Consider the following 20,911-nt stretch of genomic DNA (forward strand, 5'->3'; position numbering starts at 1 on the left):
GAAACCTCAAGCTATGGTAAAACCCAAATCTCACGACTTGGGTTTCTTTTTTATGTTTGTCCTCAGCCAGGGGTTGTGTTGGGTTTCGTACCTCAACCCAACCTACCAGAGGGGTTAATTTTATAGCATGGCGGGAAGTTTGCGGCGTTTTTTCCGAGTCGTCCAAGTTAAACCAGCTAAAACACCGAAACCGACTAGGGTAGAGGGTTCTGGGGTTTCTTTGGAGGCTACAAGGTCGCCAGTTAGCGCGATCGCATCATTGTTACACTCTAAAAATAAGGTGCTGTAAAAGTTACCTGCTGGTAGTAGCGATTTCTCAAACCAGAACCCAAAGGTTTCGCTTCCCGTAGCGGGTAAGTAGCCTAAGTCAAAACCCGCAGCCGCAAGTTCCGTAGAATTGACTAGGGTAATATCGCCAATTCTGTTCCCCGTTGCAATCACATTAGGAACGAGGGTATGGGGTTGCTCATGGCTTCCGGGGGTTGTATAAGGTGCATAATAAGGATCGTTCCAGGCTAAATCACCCATTGCAGCCTGTTGACCCGTGAGTGGTAAAACGCCGCCTAGGTTATGATTGCCGAGATTAGACCAGCCTCCATTGAGATGCACTACACTGGTTGCTTGGACATTTTCATAAACGCCAATGGAAGGTGCATGAGAATCATTTGTACCTGCAAAACGAATCCCAAATAAACTTGCACTATCATTCGCGGCTTTGAAATTTCCTAAACCAGAGAAGTCAAAAAATAAATCTCCCCAGCCAATATTGCCATTACTGATGGAATACCGGCCCACCGTGTTACCTACATTATTACCGCCGATAGGGAGATTTGCATTAATACCCACCCAAATACGGTTATTATTCACATCATCTTTGATGGCCATGCCGTAGATTTCGTAGATGGTACCCCCTGCATTGACACCGCCATTCCCGTTACTCGCCAGACTATCGTAGCTTGGATCGATGGCGTAGTTCCAACCGTTATGGAGGGTTCCAGCTAAAGCGGCTTGAGAAAAGACGAGGCTAAATAGGAGGGTAGCGGAGGTTAAGGTCGCTTGTAGAAGAGGGGATTGCGGAATTCTCATCATTTGTCGTGAAGTTTAGGTTTGTAGGGGAAAGTCGTGAGGTTCTATGCCTTACAACGCTTAGGGAAGAGTGCCACCGTCGGGATGGCGATCGCAATTCCTCAACAATCTTGCCGAGGTTAAAAAGATTGCTCAGTAGTTTATCGTGTCTTTTGGGACAAAAGCTCTGATTAACTCCGTACTTTACACAATCTTTAAAGGAACCCTCGGAAAAGAGAAGGAATCAGTAGACTAAAGAAACATCCGTACCAAGGACAATCGGTTGCCCATGTTGTCGCGCGAATTTTTATTGCAGATTGCCCGAACTCAAGAACTCTCTCGCAAGCAAGAAGAAGTATTGCTCGCAAGGTTCGCCGAGGAATTGGATTACGAACAGATGGGCGAGCAACTCGAAACCTCTGCGGGAGCTTGCCTCAAACGCATGGGCGAAATCTATAAAAAATTTGGGATTACCGGAGAGCGGCGCGGAAAGGAAAATCGCCTCAGAATTTGCCTGCTCAATTACTGGGATGAGCGTCGGCGCAGCGAGCCAGAGCCGCCAGCAGAACTAGAGTTAGAACCCCTCGACTTTGTTCAACCAGAAATCGCCATTTTTCATCCCTACCAAAACCTACCCGCCCCCAGCCATACCGTTTTTGTGGGTCGAGAGGCCGAAATTAGCCGCTTGCTCGAACTGCTCTCCCCCAACCATAGCGCCCACCTGATTAGTATTGATGGTTTGGGGGGCGTGGGTAAAAGCACCCTCGCCCTAGAAGCGGCTTATCGCTGTCTGCAAGCCAGCCGCATCCCCGAAGCCTTGCCAAACGTACCGCGTTTTGAAGCAATTATCTTTACCTCTGCCAAACAAACACACCTCACCCCTGGGGGATTATTACACCGCTTAAGACGAGAACACACCCTCCAGGCGATTTGCCAGGAAATTGCCCGCACTCTAGAGTTCCGTGAAATTACCCATAGCGAACCGGGCGAACAACTCGAACGCACCCGCGATTGTCTGGCTCGCTTGTCTACTTTACTAATTGTGGACAATCTAGAAACCTTGGAAGACCGCCAGGACGTTTTATCGTTTTTATATGACTTGCCTGCCAATGTCAAAGTTATCGTCACCACGCGAGAGCAAGCGATGTTCGTCCCGATTCGCTTAACCGCCTTCGCCTCATCCGACGCCGAACAGTTTATCCAGTACCAAAGCCAGGAACGCGGGGTAGAACTGGATTCTTCAGAAATTCGAGCTTTGGCTCAGAAAACCTCTGGAATTCCCGCCGCAATGGTTTATGCCATTGGGCAGTTAGCGTCGGGTTATTTGCTCCCCGATGTTTTGCAACGCATTGACAACGCTCAGGGCGATATTGCTCAGTTTTGTTTTGCGGGTTCGGTGGAGTCTTTGCGCGATCGACCGGCACATCGCTTACTCATGGCGCTGGCGATGTTTGGCGCGCCTGCCTTACGAGAGGCGATCGCCACCGTTGCCTTTCCCCTCCCCGATGCGATCGCCACGGCTGATGGTTTAGCTCAACTGCAACAATTATCTCTAGTCCAACCCGTTCGGGGTCGATATCAGTTGCTAGCGCTGACTCGCGAGTACGTGTTAGGAGAATTAGCCGCCTATGCTCCGGGTGATTTTCCCGCTCAAGCTCGCCAGCGGTGGCTAAAGTTTTACCAAGACTTTGCCAAGCGCTATGCTGAAAAAGACTGGCAAGAATGGCATCCCCCCTCAGAACTCCTCGATCGCGAGTGGGAAAACCTGAAAGCCGCGATCGATTGGTGTATCGCTCAAGACCAATACGAGCCAGTCTGGGAATTTTGGCAGAAAGTGAAGGGATACGCGCTCGTTCAAGGCTATTGGGATGACCGATTAATTTGGACAAGCTGGCTGATGCAGCACACTGAGCAACGGGGAGATTGGTCTAATTTAAGCGAGCTTTTGCTAGAACGGGCAAAAACCCTAACTTTAATGGGACGGACGGCGCAACTAGGGGAAGCCACCACGTTGTTAGAGAAGGCTTGGCGGTTGCGGGACTATCAAAATTCAATCTTTCAATGTCGCTTAATGAGCGCGATCGCAGTTTTGCAGATTCGCTTAAACCGTTTTGACATTGCCCAAGACTGGCTCAACCGCCAGCGGCAGGTTTTGCAGGAGACAACGCTCGATCCGGTTCAGATGCAGCGCTTGTGGATTCACCTGCATTACTATGAGGCGGAAGTTTGCTATCAACTCGGTGAATATCAACCTGCTAAACGGCTGTATCAACAGGCGCTCAAATCTGCTCAACAAATCGGCTGGCGGCGCTGCGAAATTTATATCCAGCATTGGCTGGCGGAGGTGGCGATCGCGCTTCTCGAACTCCCCAAGGCCACAGCATTGCTCGAAGAGGGTTTGCCCATTGCTGAAGCTCAGGGCGATCGCCGATGCATGGCTTACTACTACCGCGCTTTGGCGATGTTGGCACATCTGCGAGAGCAGGAAGAGCGATCGCACCATTGGGCGAATTTAGCGCTTTCAACCTTCGATCGCTTGGGGATGTTACCCGAAGCCGAAGAAATGCAAGCCAGACTACACAAATACACAAAAAAAGAGGCGTAAATTACACGCCTCTGGGGTGGATCGAGAGAGGGCAGGTTATCCCATCTCAAATCGGGGTAGAATCTCCTGCGGGTCGAAGTCAACGCGCGGGCGGGCTTGCGGGTTAGCGTCAATTAAAATACAAGCACCTGCCTGAGTTAGATCGCTCTCATTGGCTCCGAGTAACAAGCAACTGGCTGGCGCGGGCGGGGAATCTTCAGATTGAGCCGGGGAAATAGCTAGCACAGAAGAGACTTGGTGAAACAGCGCTTGCGTTTCTCCAAATGCCAGGTGGAGTTGTTGGCGATCGCCTTCATCGCGGGTGCCAAAATAGGGAAAGTGATGCAGAAAGCGACCAAACAGCATTTCACAATCTTGAGCATATTTGTGAGTATCCAAGATATGGTGGTGCCAAACGGTATCGATTTCTTGACTAGGGACGAGAGGATGGTTGGGGTAGAGGTAGACTAAGCACAGGAACATCAGATATTGTGCGATCGCCTTCAGGGTTTTTTTGCGACTCCATCCTTGCCCGGACTGGCGATCCATAAGCTGAAAGGCAATTGGGCCAAGGTCTAGCGATTTCAGCTTGTGGATAAAGGTTTTCACATCTTGCCAATTCAGTTGTCCGGTCATCTGTAACTCCTTGTGATTTTTGTGTATTTCCTGTATTTGAAATCTACATTGACTACACAAAATTCGTCAAGCACTTCACGTATTCTTCACAAAAGAGTCAGCAGCACCTCCCGATCTGGTGGACTGTGTAGTTTATTGGCAGTAAAATCAAAGTAATTCCCCTAGATATACACAAATCCATGAATTCTAGTGAATTCACAGAGCGATTTCAAGGTCTGACCCCAAAGCCCAGAAATGTTTTAGAACTCTTGCTGAACGGCAAAAGCGATGACGAAATCGCGCAGTTAATCGGTGCATCGGCCTCTACAGTCCGCAAACACATTCAGAATTTATGCGATCGCTTTGAGATTCCCCGCGAAGCCGAAGGACTCAAACGCAACCGTCGCGAAGACTTGATCGCCTTAGCCCGTCAATATAAACCGCAATTGCGGCAAGCTTCCCCACCCTCGGTGCAAACTGCGATCGCCACCTCTTCTCAAGACTGGGGGGATGCACCCGACGACTCGGTTTTTTATGGGAGAACCCCAGAACTCGCGACGCTAGAACAATGGATTATCCGCGATCGCTGTCGCCTAGTGGCCATTTCCGGTATCGGGGGAATCGGTAAAACCCTATTCTGCGTCAAACTCAGCAAGCAAATTCAAAATCATTTTGCAGTTGCGATCTGGCACAGCTTCCGCCAAGGCTTAGTTCTCGATGATTTTTTAGACCGTTTCTTAAATCTATTTCCCCAGAAATCGCGCCTCCCCTCCGATAAAAATGAAAAAATCAAACAGTGCCTTCAACACTTACAAGACCACCGCTGCTTGCTCATTTTTGACCAACTAGACGCAATCTTTGGTGAAAAAGAATTTGCCGGGTCTTATCTAGAGGGATATCAAGACTATGCAGAACTTATCAAGAAAGTTGCCGAAGTCAACCACCAAAGCTGCTTATTAATTAATAGTGTTGAAATCCCTTCCCAGATAGCCTTACTCGAAAATCAAGATGGATTTGTCCGCCAGTATAAATTGAAAGGTCTAGCTGTTGAAGATGCCCAAAACATCTTAATCGAGAAGAACCTCACCGGCAAAGAAAGATGGGCAGATATCATTAACTTCTTTGAAGGCAATCCCCTCGTGATTAAAATGATTGCTGCCACTATCAAAGAACTTTATAACGGTGATGTTATCCCCTTTCTTCGTCATAGCTATACCCAATTAGGGCGAGATTTAGAAATCTTCTTAAAAGATGTCCTCGATCGATTGCAACCCTTAGAATCTGACCTGATCTATCAGATGGCGATCGCCGTTGACCCCTTGAGTTTCGACACCTTACAAACCCTGATTTTTCCGCCCCCTTCCCTGTCCGAACTGCAACGCGCCATTGAATCCTTGAGTCGGCGATCGCTGATTGAAATTCGCGGCGGCAAATTCATTCTACCCCAGGCAATTGTTGCCTATGGCAATATGCAACTGGTTGAAGAGGTCTTTCAAGAAATTCAAGCCTTACTCGCCAACAAGAATATTAATAGCCTCAAGCGCTTAAGAGTGCATAATCTGATACAACCTGAGAAAGCCAGCCCCAAACCGCAATCGCTCAACCGAGTTTCTCTCAAAGAATCCATTAGAAAGCGATTGGATTTAACATTTTTTAATCAATCCTGGGTTAAGGCATTGCAGTCTCTTTTACCCCTATTCCAAGACCAACCTCAACTCACAGTTGGCTATAGCGAAAGAAATTTGCAATATCTTATTTCCGAATTCGATCGGCGAATGATAAATTAAGGGCAACCTAACCGATCGAATGCCGATCGCCGTACTTTTGCATGGGATCGCCAAAACTGCAATTTAAGGGGAAGTGAGGAGCAAGCATCATGAGTTATCGAATGGATCGGCGGGCCTATGCGGAAACCTACGGCCCCACAGTAGGCGATCGCATCCGCCTAGCAGACACCGAATTAATCATCGAAGTCGAACGCGACTTAACCACCTACGGCGATGAAGTCAAATTTGGCGGCGGGAAAGTCATCCGCGATGGTATGGGTCAATCTCCGATTACCAACGCCGATGGGGCCGTCGATACAGTGATTACCAACGCCTTAATCCTCGACTGGTGGGGCATCATCAAAGCCGATATTGGGATTAAAGACGGCAAAATATACAAAATTGGCAAAGCCGGAAATCCCTACATTCAAGATAACGTCGATATTATTATTGGTCCCGGCACCGAAGCGATCGCCGCAGAAGGAATGATCCTCACCGCCGGGGGGATCGACAGCCACATTCACTTTATCTGCCCGCAACAGATCGAAGTGGCGATCGCCTCCGGAGTCACCACCCTGATTGGCGGCGGAACGGGCCCGGCGACGGGAACCAACGCCACCACCTGCACCCCTGGCCCCTGGCACATCTACCGGATGTTGCAAGCCGCCGACGCCTTCCCCATCAACATCGGCTATTCAGGCAAAGGCAATAGCGCCCAACCCGAAGGACTAATCGAACAGATTCAAGCCGGAGTCATTGGACTCAAACTCCACGAAGACTGGGGAACCACCCCCGCCACCATCGACACCTGCTTAAGCGTCGCCGACGAATATGACGTGCAAGTCGCCATCCACACCGATACCCTGAATGAAGCCGGATTTGTGGAAGACACCATTCAAGCTTTTAAAAACCGCGCCATCCACACCTACCACACCGAAGGCGCAGGCGGCGGACACGCCCCCGATATTATCAAAGTCTGCGGTCAAGCCAACGTTCTCCCCTCATCCACCAACCCCACAAGACCTTACACCCTCAACACCCTGGAAGAACACCTCGATATGTTGATGGTATGTCACCACCTGGATCGCAGCATTCCCGAAGATGTCGCCTTTGCTGAGTCGCGCATCCGCAGAGAAACGATCGCCGCCGAAGATATTTTGCACGACTTAGGCGCATTTAGCATGATCGCCTCCGACTCCCAAGCAATGGGAAGAGTCGGGGAAGTGATTATCCGCACCTGGCAAACCGCCCACAAAATGAAAGTCCAGCGGGGGCCTTTAGAACCCGATTCCTCACAAAACGATAACTTTCGGGCCAAGCGGTACATCGCAAAATATACAATTAACCCTGCCATTACCCACGGAATTGCTGACTCTGTGGGATCGGTAGAAGAAGGCAAACTCGCGGATTTATGCCTATGGAAACCCGCCTTTTTTGGCGTCAAACCCGAAATCGTTATTAAAGGCGGCGCGATCGCCTACGCCCAAATGGGAGACGCGAATGCCAGCATCCCCACCCCGCAACCGATCCATATGCGGCCCATGTTTGCCAGCTTTGGCGGGGCGATCGCCACCACCTGTTTAACCTTTATTTCTCAAGCCGCCCTAGAAGCAGATATCCCAACTCAGTTAAAATTACAGAAACCCGGAGTTGCCGTTTCAGGAACTCGCCAACTCACAAAGCGAGACCTTAAACTGAATGAAGCCCTACCGCACATTGAAGTCGATCCGGAAACCTACGAAGTCAGGGCGGATGGTCAGCTTTTAACGTGCGAACCTGCAACGGTTCTTCCGATGGCTCAACGTTACTTTCTGTTTTAAGAGTGCAATTTGTTGTCTTCTCTCTCAAGCAGTTCCCCCTCTTTCGATTTCCAGCGAAAAAAATATTCTCTGGAAATCGATTTCTTGCAAGAAATAGAATTGATTTACTCTAAAAAATGGAGAATCAATCAAAAGAGTGAGGTAAATTTTGCAGTAACGCGCCAAAATTTTGACGAGTCTCTGAAGCATTCAGACCTCTCAATAACTGATGTTTTAATTCCTTATTTAGAGAACACTTTTTACAGATGAGCCATTCGTCTTTTGCTAACTTCAGTCAAAAAGATCGCATCCTCGTCGTTGATGACTCTCCAGACAACTGTTTCTTGATTCAATCCATTTTAGAGGAAGAAGGCTACGAAATTACCATTGCCGAAAGTGGTAAAGCCGCCCTTGCTGAAGTGGAAGCCTCTCCCCCGGATCTCGTCCTGCTGGATATCATGATGCCAGATATGGATGGTTACGAAGTCACGCAGCGCCTCCGGGATAATAAATCGCTGCCTTTTATGCCGATCCTATTGATTACCGCCCACGATCAACCCAGTGTCGTCAAAGGTTTGGATTTAGGGGCAGATGACTTTATCCGCAAACCCGTGGAGTTTGATGAGTTATTAGCGCGAGTGCGATCGCTCCTCCGCCTCAAGCATAGCGTTGACGAACGCGATCACATCGCCCGCCAGCGCGAAGACTTCGTATCTCGCCTCACCCCACGATCTCCGCACCCCCCTAGTGGCTGCCGATCGAATGTTGAACCTCTTTCAACAAGGGGCGTTTGGCGAACTCAACCCCGGCGTTGTCGAAGTGGTGACTACCATGATTAGCAGCAATCAAAACCTGCTCAAAATGGTGAACCAACTCCTAGAAGTCTATCGCTATGAAGCAGGGCGCAAAAACTTAGCCTTTTCTCCGCTCGATTTGCCCGAACTTTTGCAAGAGATTTGTCAAGAATTAAAACCTTTAGCCTTAGAAAAGGAGCTTGAACTTAAACTTCAAATTAATTCTGATGTAGAAAACATGAAGGGCAAAGTTTTAGGCGATCGCATCGAACTCCGCCGAGTTTTAACCAACTTAATCGGCAATGCCATTAAGTTTACCGATACCGGATTTGTTGCTATTAACCTCAAACGAATTGAAAGCCCTTCATCGTCAGATCGCGTAGCCATTGAAATTCAAGATACGGGTTCGGGGATTTCTCCCCAAGAACAAGCAACCTTATTTGAACGCTTCCGCACCGGCAGCCACAAAAGAGCAGGTAGCGGTTTAGGATTATACCTATCGCGCCAAATTACAGAAGCCCACAATGGCACCCTTAACTTATCTTCGCAGGTGGGAAAAGGAAGCGTCTTTACGGTGAAATTGCCGATCCATAGCTAAAGCCTCACCCTCTCGCCAATCAACAATTATGATGAAGAGATTGATAGGTTTAGCGATCGATCGTCGCGTGCAAAGCAAGCCTCGCTCGTTTTTTGTTTCAGGGTTTAGGTTGAATTTCAATCCGTTAACAGGGCTTTAAACTCATGCACTCCATTCCGCAAATTCTGCAACAGCAACGAGAGTTTTTTCAAACAGGTCAAACCCGCCCCCTTGAGTTTAGAATCGCTCAACTCAAGCGACTAAAACAAGCAATTTTAGACGCCAAAGACGACATCATTGCCGCAGTCAACGCCGATTTAGGGAAACCCGAACTTGAAGCTTACCTCTCTGAAATTGGCGTCGTCAGAGAAATTGAAGATATCCTCAAAAAGCTGAAATCTTGGGTAAAGCCGCAAAACGTTAAAGTCCCCATCGACCAATTTCCAGCCCGTGCCCAAATTTACTCAGAACCATTAGGGGTTGTTCTAATTATTAGCCCTTGGAACTATCCCTTTTACTTAGTCATCTCTCCCCTCATTGCCGCGATCGCCGCTGGCAACTGTATTATTGTTAAACCCTCAGAAATTGCCGCCCGTACCTCCCAAGTTATTGCTAACTTAATTACTAAAACCTTCGATCCCCACTACATTGCAGCCCTTGAAGGCGGCGTTGAAACCAGCCAAGAACTCCTCGCCCAACGCTTCGACCATATCTTCTTTACCGGGGGAACCGCCATCGGCAAAATTGTTATGGAAGCCGCCGCCAAACACCTCACCCCCGTTACCCTAGAATTAGGCGGAAAAAGCCCCTGCATCGTCGATACCGATATTGACCTCAACACCGCCGCCAGACGCATCACCTGGGGAAAATTCCTCAACACCGGACAAACTTGCATCGCCCCCGACTATCTACTCGTCGATCGCCAAATCAAGCCCGCTTTACTTGATAAAATTAAAGCGCAAATTATCGAATTTTACGGCGAGAACCCCGCCAAAAGCCCCGACTACGGCAGAATCATTAACCAAAAGCAATTTTCCCGCCTCGCTAGCTTACTCCACGATGGGAACATCATTATCGGCGGAGATACCCTCCCCGAAGAACGCTACATCGCCCCAACCGTCATCGATAACATCAGTTGGGATGCGCCCATCATGCAAGCAGAAATTTTTGGGCCCATCCTCCCGGTTTTAGAGTATAGCGATCTCTCAGACGCGATCGCCCAAATCAACGCCCGACCCAAACCCCTCGCCCTCTACCTCTTTTCCCGAAATACCGCCCATCAGCAACAAGTCCTAGAACAAACCTCTTCAGGTGGCGTTTGTCTCAACGATACGATTATGCACATTGGCGTTGCTGACTTACCCTTCGGCGGCGTCGGTAATAGCGGTATGGGTTCCTATCACGGAAAAGCTGGCTTCGATACCTTCTCTCACCAAAAAAGCGTCCTCAAAAAAGGCTTCCGCCTCGATCTCAACTGGCGCTACGCCCCTTATGCAGGGAAGTTGGATTTGATTAAGAAAATTATCCGCTAATGACTTTAACCGAACAAATTCTTTCACAACTGAACGGCGATGTTTTGGGGGGGCTGCGGAAGGCGGATCGGCTTTGGCAGAATCTTCGAGAACAGACATTACCCGTTCCTGGGGTTGTCACCTCAGAGATAGGCGAATTGCCTAACCTTGACTGGGATGTGGTGGTGAGTGGGGGGACGTTGGGAATTGCGATCGCCACAGCCTTACAATTGCGAGGAAGGCGGGTTTTGCTGTTAGAAAGAGGCAAACTGCGGGGGCGCGATCAAGAATGGAATATCTCTCGCGATGAATTTGCCACCCTGGTTGAACAAGGGTTATTAACCGCTGAAGAACTCCAAAGGGCGATCGCCACTGAGTATAACCCCGCCCGCATCTATTTTCCCGGTAACCCTGAAGTTTTCGTCCGAGATGTCCTTAACATCGGCGTAGACCCCGTTTATTTACTAGAAACCTTAAAAAACAGATTTCTATCAGCAGGCGGTCAACTGCTGGAAAACACGCCCTTTAATAGCGCCACAATTCATCCCAACGGCGTCCAAATCTCTGCCGGAGAACAAATCCTCACCACTCGCCTGCTGATTGATGCAATGGGGCATTTTTCCCCCATCGTTCGCCAAGCCCGAAACGGCAAAACCCCCGATGCGGTGTGTTTAGTGGTGGGAAGTTGCGCTACGGGCTACCCGGAAAACTCTAGCGGCGATCTAATTGCCAGCTTCACGCCTGCAATCCACCAGTGTCAATACTTTTGGGAAGCTTTCCCCGCCAGAGATGGGCGAACCACCTACCTATTTACCTATCTCGATGCCGATCCGCAGCGCTTCAGTTTAGAATTCCTATTTGAAGAATATCTCCGCCTTTTACCGGAATATCAACAGGTTCAACTCGACCAATTGCAGTTTCAACGCGCCCTGTTTGGCTTTTTCCCCTGCTATCAAGATAGCCCCTTAAAAACGCCCTTCAACCGGATTTTACCCGTGGGAGATAGTAGCGGCAGTCAATCTCCGTTAAGCTTTGGCGGGTTTGGGGCAACCATTCGCCACCTGCAACGGCTAACCAAGGGCATAGACAGCGCCTTAGAAGCGGATGTGTTAAGCGCCAATGCCCTTGCCCGGTTGCAACCCTATCAGCCGAATTTATCTGTCACCTGGCTATTTCAGCGGGCGATGAGTATGGGGATGCAGCAAAACCTCGATCCGCAGCAAATTAACCAATTGCTCGCGGTTGTGTTCCCGATTATGGATAAATTAGGAGATGACGTGCTGCGTCCGTTTTTACAGGATGTGGTACAGTTTAGTCCGTTGACGCAAACGTTGATCGAAACAGCCCTCAGTTCTCCAGGTTTGATTGCTAAAGTGGTTCCCCAAGTAGGGTTAGGGATGTTACTGAACTGGATGAGACATTATCTTAACCTGGGCGTTTATACGGGGTTGTATGCTGCGAGTCAAGCGATGGGAATCAGTGATTGGATCGATAATCTCCCGCCAAAACAACGCTATTATGGTCAACGTCTTGTAGAGGCTTGGCAATATGGTTCTGGAAAGGATTACCAGCATTAGCAGATTTGAGACAAACTCTGACCCAGATTTTAATTAAATATCACCTAGAGAAGATTAAAACCCTTGGCGATGCCTATAGGGTAGTAGGAAGATTGCCCCAGCAAGCATCAATCGCCATACCCCGGCTTGACTGACAATCAAGAGAGTCGCGTAGGTTGGGTTGAGATCCGAAACCCAACAGCAGCCAGCATCGGACTTTCAGCAGTGAGTGTCAGTCAATTAGCACCTTACCCTTAAACCAGCCCAGCGCCACGGATAGCGATCGCCCTTTTTACAATAAGACCTATGGATTTTCCCCTAGCTAGACAGCACTTCTACCAAGAAGTTCAACAGCCTGACGCCCAGATTAATTTAGCCAAAGCTGCCCTATCTATCGCCGCCGAAGAATATCCCAACTTAGAGTTTGAATTGTACCTCAATGCGCTGGATACAATGGCTCAGGAAGTGGAGGAACGCTTACCCCCAGAACGCTATCCTTTGCGAGTCGTGCAAACGCTGAATCGTTACTTATATGAAGACTTGCGCTTTTGCGGAAATACTGACAATTACTACGATCCGCGCAATAGTTTCCTCAATGAGGTAATCGATCGGCGGACGGGGATTCCTATTACATTAGCTGTCATTTATTTAGAAGTGGCTAAACGGATTGACTTTCCCATGATTGGGATTGGGATGCCGGGACATTTTTTAGTTCGTCCGAATTTTGCCGACGCCGGAATTTTTATCGATGTGTTTAATCGCGGTGAAATCTTATTTCCCGAAGATTGTCAAGACAAATTAAAACAACTTTACGGGCGGGCGATTGAATTAACACCCGAAGTTATTCCTCCGGTGAATTCTCGGCAAATCTTAGCGCGAATGCTAACCAATCTGAAAATGATTTACCTCACGCGCCAAGAACAACTCAAAGCTTTAGCGGCGATTGAACGGATTTTACTCCTGTTTCCCGATTCGCCCTTAGAATTGCGCGATCGCGGTTTGCTTTACTATCAACTTCAACGTCGAACCTTAGCCATGCAAGACCTAGAAAGCTACCTCGATCGCCTGCCAATGGCTGAAGATGCCCCGGTAATTCTCCAACTCATAAACCAACTCAAAAGAGGATTGTTTTAATCCTCTCCTTTCAGTTGTTTTAACCGATTAATAACGACAGCTAACTCTTCAGGAGAATGAATCAAAAAATTCGGGTGATGTTTGGCAAGAATTTCAGGTGAATTGAATCCCCAACCCACCGCAATGACTTGAATGCCAGTCTGTTGTGCGGCTTCAATATCGCGCGTTTCATCGCCCACATACACCACGGATTGAGGAGACAGATTGGTTCGCTTCAGGAAATGCTTAATCACCCGCGACTTGCCAAACAACTTCATCTCCGAATAAACAAAATCAAGAAGGTTTGTTACTTGTTGTTTTCTAGAAAAAACAAAACATTCTCTTGAGCATTTGACGTGACAATTCCCAACTGATTGCCCTGTGCTTTTAACTCCAACAAAACATCTCGAATTCCCGAAATCGGAGCCAGTAAATGAATCTCCTGATTTAACTCCGATCGCACCTTTCGTAACAAAAAAGGTAGCTTAAAGACCGAAACCCCAGATTGTCGAATCACCTCCCTAGAAGTCAGTTGTTTAAGCCGCACAACATCTTCTGGACTAGCAGGTTTATACCCAAATTCAGAGGATAAACGATTGGTAATTCTTACAATCGCATCCAGCGTATCGGCCAAAGTACCATCAAAATCAAACAGAATGACTTTAATACTCATGGATTGGGATGAGCGGAAGCAACCTCCAGGGATGCCTCAAGATTAGCACGGGCATTGCGCCGCCACATCTGAGGTTTAATGCGGCGTAAAGCCGAAGCCACAAACCGCCGATCCCATTCTTCCTCAGACAAATTGGCTAATTCTGCCAGCGTGGGGGCTAAATTATGGGGATAAGGCGTAAAATCTGCCACATCCGTCGGTTGAGCAAAACGTTGATTCCAAGGACAAACCTCTTGGCAGATATCGCACCCCGCTACCCACCCTTCTAGATGCGGCGCGATCGCCTCCGGGAGATCGGCCTCGCGATTCTCAATCGTATGATAAGCGATGCAGCGATTGGCATCCACCACAAACGGCTGCGCGATCGCCCCCGTCGGACAAGCCTCCAAACAGCGCGTGCAAGTGCCGCAATGTTGCATATGCGGGCGATCCGGCGTTAAGTATCGATCTACCAATACCTCGCCTAAAAAGACCCAAGATCCATATTGACGGGTAATCGCATTCCCATTTTTAGCAATCCAACCGAGTCCGGCAGCTTGCGCCCAAACCTTATCTTGCACCGGCCCCGTATCCGCATAATAGCGGGTTTGCACCCCTTGCGCTTCCAGCCACAGACTGAAGGCCTTCAACTTCTTGTGCATCACCTTATGATAATCGCGTCCCCAACCATAGCGAGAGATTTTGGCATACTTAGCCCCAGGCGGGCGTTGGTAGGGCGTATAGTAATTAAGCGCCACACAAACCACCGACTGCACATTCGGCATCACCTCGCGCACATCTTGGCGGCGGGGGTTCGCCATCCACGCCATATCCGCTTGGTAGCCTAACGCCAGCCAGCTTTGCAGGCGTTCTACCGCCTCCTGAACCAGTTCATTATCCACTGAGGCAATTCCTACCAAGTGAAACCCCAGTTCTAATGCTTTTTGCTTAACCCGATCGGCATTTAAATTCATGATCCTTCCCTAGGCACAGGTGTTTTAAACGGCTGCTGTTCGATCATAGAAAAACCGCCAAAGCTGTTTTGTTAAACGCAACCTTATGCAAACCACCGATCGGACGCAAACAACCCAGACTTTGCCGATCCCAGCGATCGCGCAATACTTCGCCACCATGAACGCCCAAGACTACGCGCAAACAGCCGCCCTGTTTGCCTCAGAGGGCATTCTGCATCCCCCCTTCGAGTCCGATATTATCGGCCCGGAGGCGATCGCGCAATACCTGCAAGCCGAAGCCACGGGAATGCAACTCCAACCCCGCCAGATCGAAGAACAGGGCGATCGCACTTACCACGTTACCGGGAAAGTCAAAACCTCGCTATTTACCGTCAATGTAGCTTGGTTCTTTATCCTCAACCCCGATCGCCAGATCGCCAGCGTCACCGTTAAACTGATCGCCTCTCCTCAAGAACTCCTCAAACTGCGTTCCCGTGCTTAGATCGGGTTTTGAGATTGACTGGCCAGTTGAATGCGATCGCTCAATTGTCGTAACGTCCGCGCCATATCCGGATCGCTTTCCTTAAGTTGCGCCACCTTATCGCAGCTATACATCACCGTCGTATGATCCTTGCCGCCAAACTCCTCGCCAATCTTCGGTAAACTCAGATCCGTATGCTGGCGCATCAGATACATCCCCACCTGACGGGCCTGAGAAATTTCCCGGCGGCGAGAATTGCTTTTGAGGTCTTCCACTGACACATCAAACGCATCGGCCACAGTCGCCATCACCACCTGTGCGGAAACTTCCCCACTCCCCACAGGCGGATTTAAAACGGGGGCGATATTTTCCACCGTCATCGCCATGCCCGAAATTGACATATACGCCACCGCGCGAATTAAGGCCCCTTCTAACTCGCGAATATTGGAGGTATAGTTCGTTGCAATATACTCAATCACATCTCGCGGCAAGCGCATGTGTTCGTCTTCGGCTTTCTTTTGCAAAATTGCCATCCGCGTCTCTAAGTCGGGGGGTTGAATATCAGCAATTAACCCCATTGCAAACCGAGAACTCAACCGTTCTTGCAGGCGCGGGATCTGGTTCGGCGGTCGATCTGCGGCTAAAACCACCTGTTTTCCGGCTTCGTGCAGCGTGTTAAAGGTATAGAAAAACTCTTCTTGGGTGTATTCTTTGCCTTCAATAAATTGAATGTCATCCACCAGCAGCACGTCAGCAGCGCGGTAATGTTCGCGAAACCGTTGCATCCCATCTTGGCGAATGGCAGTAATCAAATCGTTGGTGAATTTTTCAGTAGAAACATAAAAGACTTTGGAGTCGGGGCGAATTTCCAGGCGGTAGTGACCGATAGCCTGCATCAGATGCGTTTTCCCCAAACCCACCCCCCCACACAAGAACAAGGGGTTAAACTCGCGTCCGGGGGACTCTGCAACCGCTAAAGCGGCGGCATGGGCCATGCGGTTATTGGCACCGACGACAAATCGCGAGAAAATATACTTGAGATTGAGATCCGTAGGCCGGGGATGAGTTGCGCTTGATTCAATAGGGGAGGGAGAATTGGGAGACGGCCAAAGGACATCGGTTTGACCGGCGCTAGCGTTTTCGGAGGTACTCGCAACAATAATCGAAATTTCTACGGGCTGACCGAGAATTTCTTGAACAACTTCGGCGATCGCTTTGATGTAATATTTTTGCAGCCAGTTACGAGCAAACGGATTGGGCGTGCTAATCACCAGACAATTATTGTCAAGGCGTTCTGCACTTGCCGTTTTAATCCAAGTCTCAAATGTGGGTCGGCTCAGTTGTAGTTGTAAGCGTTCTAATGTTTGACTCCAAAGACTTTCTAAAGGAATTTCCACGCTCTGATTCTCCACAATAACCCGGAAAGCTCCTCATACTATACGTTTGAGGAGAGTTTAATAATGCTGAATTCAGTCAATGGGTGCAAGCCGGACTCGAAGTTACTCAGTCAGAATAGTAGATAACGACCCGCTTGCCCAAATATGAGGATTAAAGCCACCATGAGTAGGAAACATCATCAGGTCGAAGAGGGAAGTTTTGATGCTCATCAAGCTGACTGGGTTAGCAGGGAGTCGCATCCAGTCACTTCTCCAAGTACCGATCTCAAAACTCATGGAACCGATAAAGGTTGGGGCAATACAGCCGTTTACATCTTACTCTTGGTTGCGGGGGCGGGGGTGGCGTTTGCGGGCGATCGCCTTTTGAACCCATCCGAAATCACCGTGCAACCTCCTTTGGCTCCTGCGTTTCACCCTTTACAGGGGTGGATCGATTCCGATTCTAACTCGATCGCAGCGGCAGTGGAGAAGGTCGGCCCGGCGGTGGTGCGAATTGATGCCACGCGCACGGTGGCTAGCCGAGAACGGGATTTTACCTTTAATCCGTTGTTTGATGAATTTTTTCAACCCCCAGAGCGATCGCAGATCGAACAAGGAGTGGGTTCGGGATTTATTATGGAGTCGCAAGGGATTATTCTCACCAACGCCCATGTGATTGCGGGCGCAGATCGCGTTAGCGTGACGCTCAAAGATGGTCGGGAGTTCGCCGGGGAAGTCCTTGGAGAAGACCCCTTAACGGATGTGGCAGTCGTTAAGATTCCCGCCGCCAATTTACCTACAGTCACGCTAGGCGATTCCATGAGCGTCAAGCCAGGGGAATGGGCGATCGCGATCGGCAATCCCCTAGGGCTAGATAATACGGTAACGGCGGGTATCATCAGCGCCACGGGTCGGTCGAGTTCGGATGTGGGGGTCCCCGATAAGCGGGTGGGGTTTCTTCAAACCGATGCCGCAATTAACCCCGGTAATTCCGGCGGGCCGTTGCTCAATCAATCGGGCGAAGTGATTGGCATGAATACCGCGATCATTGGCGGGGCGCAAGGTTTGGGGTTTGCCATTCCCATTCATACCGCCAGCGCGATCGCCCAACAACTGATTGCAACCGGAAAAGCCGAACACCCCTATCTGGGGATTCGCATGGTGACGCTTTCCCCTGCCATGCGAGCTAAAATTAATCGCGATCGCCCCCAAGGTTTAACCGTCTCCACCGATAAAGGGGTGTTAATTGTCGGCGTCACCCCCAATGCACCCGCCGCTAAAGCCGGTTTGCAAGTCGGAGATATCATCCAAGCCATCGACGAGCAACCCATGACCAGTTTTGATGGCGTCCAACGCGCGATTGAAGCGCAAAGCGTCGGCAGTCAGTTGCGCTTTGAGATTCTGCGGCAAAATCGCACCTTAAGCCTAGTGGTCGAACTCGGTTCCCTACCCAGCCAAAATTAGGCGTCTAAAAAATAGCCGCGATCGCGCAATTCTCGCAGCAGTTGACCAGATGTGCCTGTGACTCCTTCATACGGGCTTACCACCCGCTGGCGCACGCGTTCGAGGATTTCTTCGCGAGTCGTCGATTCTTCTGCTAGGCGTTGTTGCAGCGTTTCTAAGAAATACGCATCCGCAGCGCGATCGCCCTCTCCAAACAAGATTCGCCGTCCTCCGGCACTTTCAGCCATATTACAAAGAATCCGCTCCAACTGTTCGATCGAACGGCGGCGCATATCTTGCAAGACCATATCCCCATAAGCTTGTGGGGTTTCCAAAATCGTTCGGGAAGCGACTGTCCAGTGATGACCCCCATAAAAGTGAGTGCCTTCCGAAGGGTGGCTGCGAACATCATCAAGCGCTTCCACCATCACCGCCGATTGATCGTAAATTGGACGTTCCCGAACCAGGCGCAGCCATTGGCGAAATCCTCCCGTCCGCACTAAACGCACCAGCGGTTCGCGTTGAGCGTGCTGATAGGCATGGGTGGCAGGCAGTAAGGTCGCAACGGCTTGAATGTGCAACGGGAGTAGCGGATCGGGGAGGGTATGAATTTGCTGTAAGATGGCGATCGCGGTCTGACGAGAGCGCTGGACGCGTAATAAGCGTTGCATGTGGCGACGTTCTCGCCCATTGAGCGATCGCATCAGCCGAGAACGATCGCGCGCATTTGCACCCAAAATCTCTTGCTCTTGAGGCGTTAAACGGGCATCTGCCGCTTGTTGAATCGTTATCCCCGCCCGTTGTGCCGCTGAATACAAACGCACCATCATCGTAATTTGTTGGGTCAAAATCCTCACCAAATGTGCCGGGGCTAACCCTGGAATCGCTGGATTGTCTGCCCTCACCTGCTGAAGGGCTTGTCCAATTTGCCCTTGCAAGTCTGCCGGATAGTGACGCACAGCAGAAGCGGCAGTTGCCCGACGCAAGCGAGCCGCCCGCCGCCACAGTTCGCGCTGAATTTGCGCCTGCAACAAGCGATACGCCCGCAGATCCCCCTGACGCTGGCGGGCTTCTGCGGGCGAAATTTGGGCTGCTGGAGCGAGGAGTTGTTCTGTAGCAGCTTCGCCGTAGTTTTGAAGCAATCGGGCTAAAGCTTGGGCATCTTGGGGCGTTAGGCGATGGACGCTCTGCGGACGCAAAGTGGGGTCAAGTCCTTCTCGCGAGCCAAAATACTCAATTAAATAGTGGATAAAAGGGATATAGGGCGCTTTAATGCCAAAATTTTGGAAGGTTCCCCCCCGATTTCGACCGTGATGTAAATCGATGGCTAATCCGAGTGCATGATCGGTTCCGTGCGGATCGATCGAACCAAAGCCGTGATGAATTTCCTCGCCACCGGGAAGCGCTCCTAAAATATCTAGCAGTTGGCGGGCGGCGGCGGCAGAGTCGGGATCGGACGGATCGGGCAACCCTTCAAGGCGCGATCGCTTCGGTAAGAGATAATTTTGCAATCCCGGTTCTATATGCTCGTTGCGACCGTAGCCGGGAATGTCGCGTTGTTCGGCTTGAGCCTGCAACACCGCCAGCATGTGCAGCAGTTGCGATTTCAGCGTATTGAAAATCGCTTGACCCCGCTCAATACCCGTGGTGCGGGGGCGACGGGGACGCCGCCTCCCCCCATCCTCAAACCCCAGTTGTTTAGCCATTGCGTGGATATCGCGCAGCACTCGGTAAAAGCCTGCTGTGGGAATAAAGTGACCTTCCCCAACTGGGGGCTGCGTTCCGCGTTCGTCCATTCCCACTTGGGCGGCGGCGACAAAGTACACAGCGCGGGGATGAACCCCCACCCGCGCCCCAGCAATCCGCACGGTGGGCATATTACGTTCGCTAATAGCCTCTAGGTAGTTCGTCCCTAGGCTCGTTTCTGCCAATCGTTCTAAGTTGCGAACATAGTGCAAGATACTCTGCCAGCGATCGCCAATACCCAAATCATCTAGATGCGTATTCCAGGCCCGAACAATCCGTCCCGCTTGTCCTCGCCGACCTCCGCCACCTCTGAGGGCATTCAACGTTCTCCAAATGCGCTCAAAGCTCAGGGGGCCTTCCCATCCCAGCGCCTCTGTTAAAGCCCCATCCGAGCCAACTTCTGCGGCCTGCAAACCCATTGCGATTAATTGCGATCGCAACTCCTCAACCGTTTGAGGTAAACTTGAACCCCCTCCACCCTCGCGTTGAATCTGGAAGTTCTCGTGCAAAGATAGAGCGATCGCACGAGGTTGTCTTTCAAGGAGGCGTTCGTCCTCTCCTGCGTCCTTTTGCAGCAACGGCTGAGGATCGCTCTGGTTGGGACGAGACATCGGTTTGTGGGAAAGTCCACCCCTCAACGAGGGTTGAATCGTCGCAGAGGTTGAAGCTGAAGGCGGGCAAATCTGAACGTTCGCAAAATTATAGGTTAAAGCTGTTTGGCGATCGCTGGTCTGGAACGCTTCTGAGCGATGAGTTTGGACAAGCAAGGAAGGCGGCGCTGATGGAGTCGCTTTCGGAACCTGCGGAACTTGAGTTGAGCTAATGAAGTGAAACGACATGCTCGCGCCTCCTAATGCAGAGGGAGTTTTGCTGGTCTTCC

General features: G+C 50.2%; 14 protein-coding genes and 2 pseudogenes. 10 read left to right on the forward strand and 6 right to left on the reverse strand.

Annotated elements, in window-relative coordinates:
• Positions 1-120: 120 nt before the first annotated feature.
• Entirely contained in the window at positions 121-1,089 is a 969-nt protein-coding gene (locus QQ055_RS07005; protein ID WP_286004422.1) for a PEP-CTERM sorting domain-containing protein, read from the reverse strand.
• Between the two features lie 265 nt (positions 1,090-1,354).
• On the opposite strand from QQ055_RS07005, the gene QQ055_RS07010 reads away from it, so the two are divergent.
• Positions 1,355-3,670: an AAA family ATPase gene (locus tag QQ055_RS07010; RefSeq protein WP_286004454.1), complete on the forward strand. Its 2,316-nt coding sequence runs from the start codon at positions 1,355-1,357 to the stop codon at positions 3,668-3,670.
• Positions 3,671-3,706: 36 nt separating this feature from the next.
• On the opposite strand, the gene QQ055_RS07015 is transcribed toward QQ055_RS07010, so the two are convergent.
• On the reverse strand, positions 3,707-4,285 hold the full coding sequence (locus QQ055_RS07015) for a glycine-rich domain-containing protein (RefSeq protein WP_286004423.1): 579 nt from the start codon (positions 4,283-4,285) through the stop codon (positions 3,707-3,709).
• 179 nt (positions 4,286-4,464) lie between these two features.
• Between QQ055_RS07015 and QQ055_RS07020 the strand changes: the two genes are divergently transcribed.
• The 7 genes and pseudogenes from QQ055_RS07020 to QQ055_RS07045 all read left to right on the forward strand — a co-directional run bounded on the left by QQ055_RS07020 (position 4,465) and on the right by QQ055_RS07045 (position 13,401).
• The gene (locus tag QQ055_RS07020) at positions 4,465-6,051 is read left to right on the forward strand and encodes an NB-ARC domain-containing protein (RefSeq protein ID WP_286004424.1); all 1,587 of its coding nucleotides are present in this window, start codon (positions 4,465-4,467) and stop codon (positions 6,049-6,051) included.
• A gap of 89 nt (positions 6,052-6,140) precedes the next feature.
• Positions 6,141-7,850 carry an urease subunit alpha gene (gene ureC, locus QQ055_RS07025; protein ID WP_286004425.1) on the forward strand — a complete coding sequence of 570 codons (1,710 nt, stop codon included), beginning with the start codon at positions 6,141-6,143 and terminating at the stop codon, positions 7,848-7,850.
• Between the two features lie 245 nt (positions 7,851-8,095).
• Positions 8,096-9,221: pseudogene (locus tag QQ055_RS07030) on the forward strand (sensor histidine kinase).
• Between the two features lie 143 nt (positions 9,222-9,364).
• Entirely contained in the window at positions 9,365-10,732 is a 1,368-nt protein-coding gene (locus QQ055_RS07035) for an aldehyde dehydrogenase family protein (RefSeq protein ID WP_286004426.1), read from the forward strand.
• Positions 10,732-12,288, forward strand: coding sequence for an NAD(P)/FAD-dependent oxidoreductase (locus tag QQ055_RS07040; RefSeq protein ID WP_286004427.1), 1,557 nt, complete (start codon positions 10,732-10,734; stop codon positions 12,286-12,288). The genes QQ055_RS07035 and QQ055_RS07040 overlap by 1 nt, the downstream gene beginning before the upstream one ends.
• Positions 12,289-12,293: 5 nt before the next feature.
• Positions 12,294-12,422 carry an adenylate/guanylate cyclase domain-containing protein gene (locus tag QQ055_RS10910; protein WP_432806006.1) on the forward strand — a complete coding sequence of 43 codons (129 nt, stop codon included), beginning with the start codon at positions 12,294-12,296 and terminating at the stop codon, positions 12,420-12,422.
• A gap of 151 nt (positions 12,423-12,573) precedes the next feature.
• Positions 12,574-13,401 (forward strand): SirB1 family protein, encoded by an 828-nt coding sequence (locus QQ055_RS07045; protein ID WP_286004428.1) that lies wholly within the window; start codon positions 12,574-12,576, stop codon positions 13,399-13,401.
• On the opposite strand, the pseudogene QQ055_RS07050 reads toward QQ055_RS07045, so the two are convergent.
• Positions 13,398-14,053, reverse strand: a pseudogene (locus QQ055_RS07050) (HAD hydrolase-like protein). The gene QQ055_RS07045 and the pseudogene QQ055_RS07050 sit on opposite strands and share 4 nt — an antisense overlap.
• On the reverse strand, positions 14,050-15,006 hold the full coding sequence (queG, locus tag QQ055_RS07055; RefSeq protein ID WP_286004429.1) for a tRNA epoxyqueuosine(34) reductase QueG: 957 nt from the start codon (positions 15,004-15,006) through the stop codon (positions 14,050-14,052). The pseudogene QQ055_RS07050 and the gene queG overlap by 4 nt, the downstream one beginning before the upstream one ends.
• A gap of 85 nt (positions 15,007-15,091) precedes the next feature.
• On the opposite strand from queG, the gene QQ055_RS07060 reads away from it, so the two are divergent.
• Positions 15,092-15,487, forward strand: coding sequence for a nuclear transport factor 2 family protein (locus QQ055_RS07060; RefSeq protein WP_286004430.1), 396 nt, complete (start codon positions 15,092-15,094; stop codon positions 15,485-15,487).
• On the opposite strand, the gene dnaA is transcribed toward QQ055_RS07060, so the two are convergent.
• A complete protein-coding gene (dnaA, locus tag QQ055_RS07065; protein ID WP_069965654.1) occupies positions 15,484-16,863 on the reverse strand; it encodes a chromosomal replication initiator protein DnaA in 1,380 nt (459 codons plus the stop codon). The two genes, QQ055_RS07060 and dnaA, sit on opposite strands and share 4 nt — an antisense overlap.
• 162 nt (positions 16,864-17,025) lie before the next feature.
• On the opposite strand from dnaA, the gene QQ055_RS07070 reads away from it, so the two are divergent.
• Positions 17,026-18,306 carry an HhoA/HhoB/HtrA family serine endopeptidase gene (locus QQ055_RS07070; RefSeq protein WP_286004431.1) on the forward strand — a complete coding sequence of 427 codons (1,281 nt, stop codon included), beginning with the start codon at positions 17,026-17,028 and terminating at the stop codon, positions 18,304-18,306.
• Here the strand turns inward: QQ055_RS07070 and QQ055_RS07075 are convergent.
• Complete coding sequence (locus tag QQ055_RS07075; RefSeq protein ID WP_286004432.1) at positions 18,303-20,870, reverse strand: hypothetical protein; 2,568 nt, start codon at positions 20,868-20,870, stop codon at positions 18,303-18,305. The two genes, QQ055_RS07070 and QQ055_RS07075, sit on opposite strands and share 4 nt — an antisense overlap.
• Positions 20,871-20,911: the final 41 nt, after the last annotated feature.

It is taken from the genome of Geitlerinema calcuttense NRMC-F 0142 (assembly GCF_030285425.1).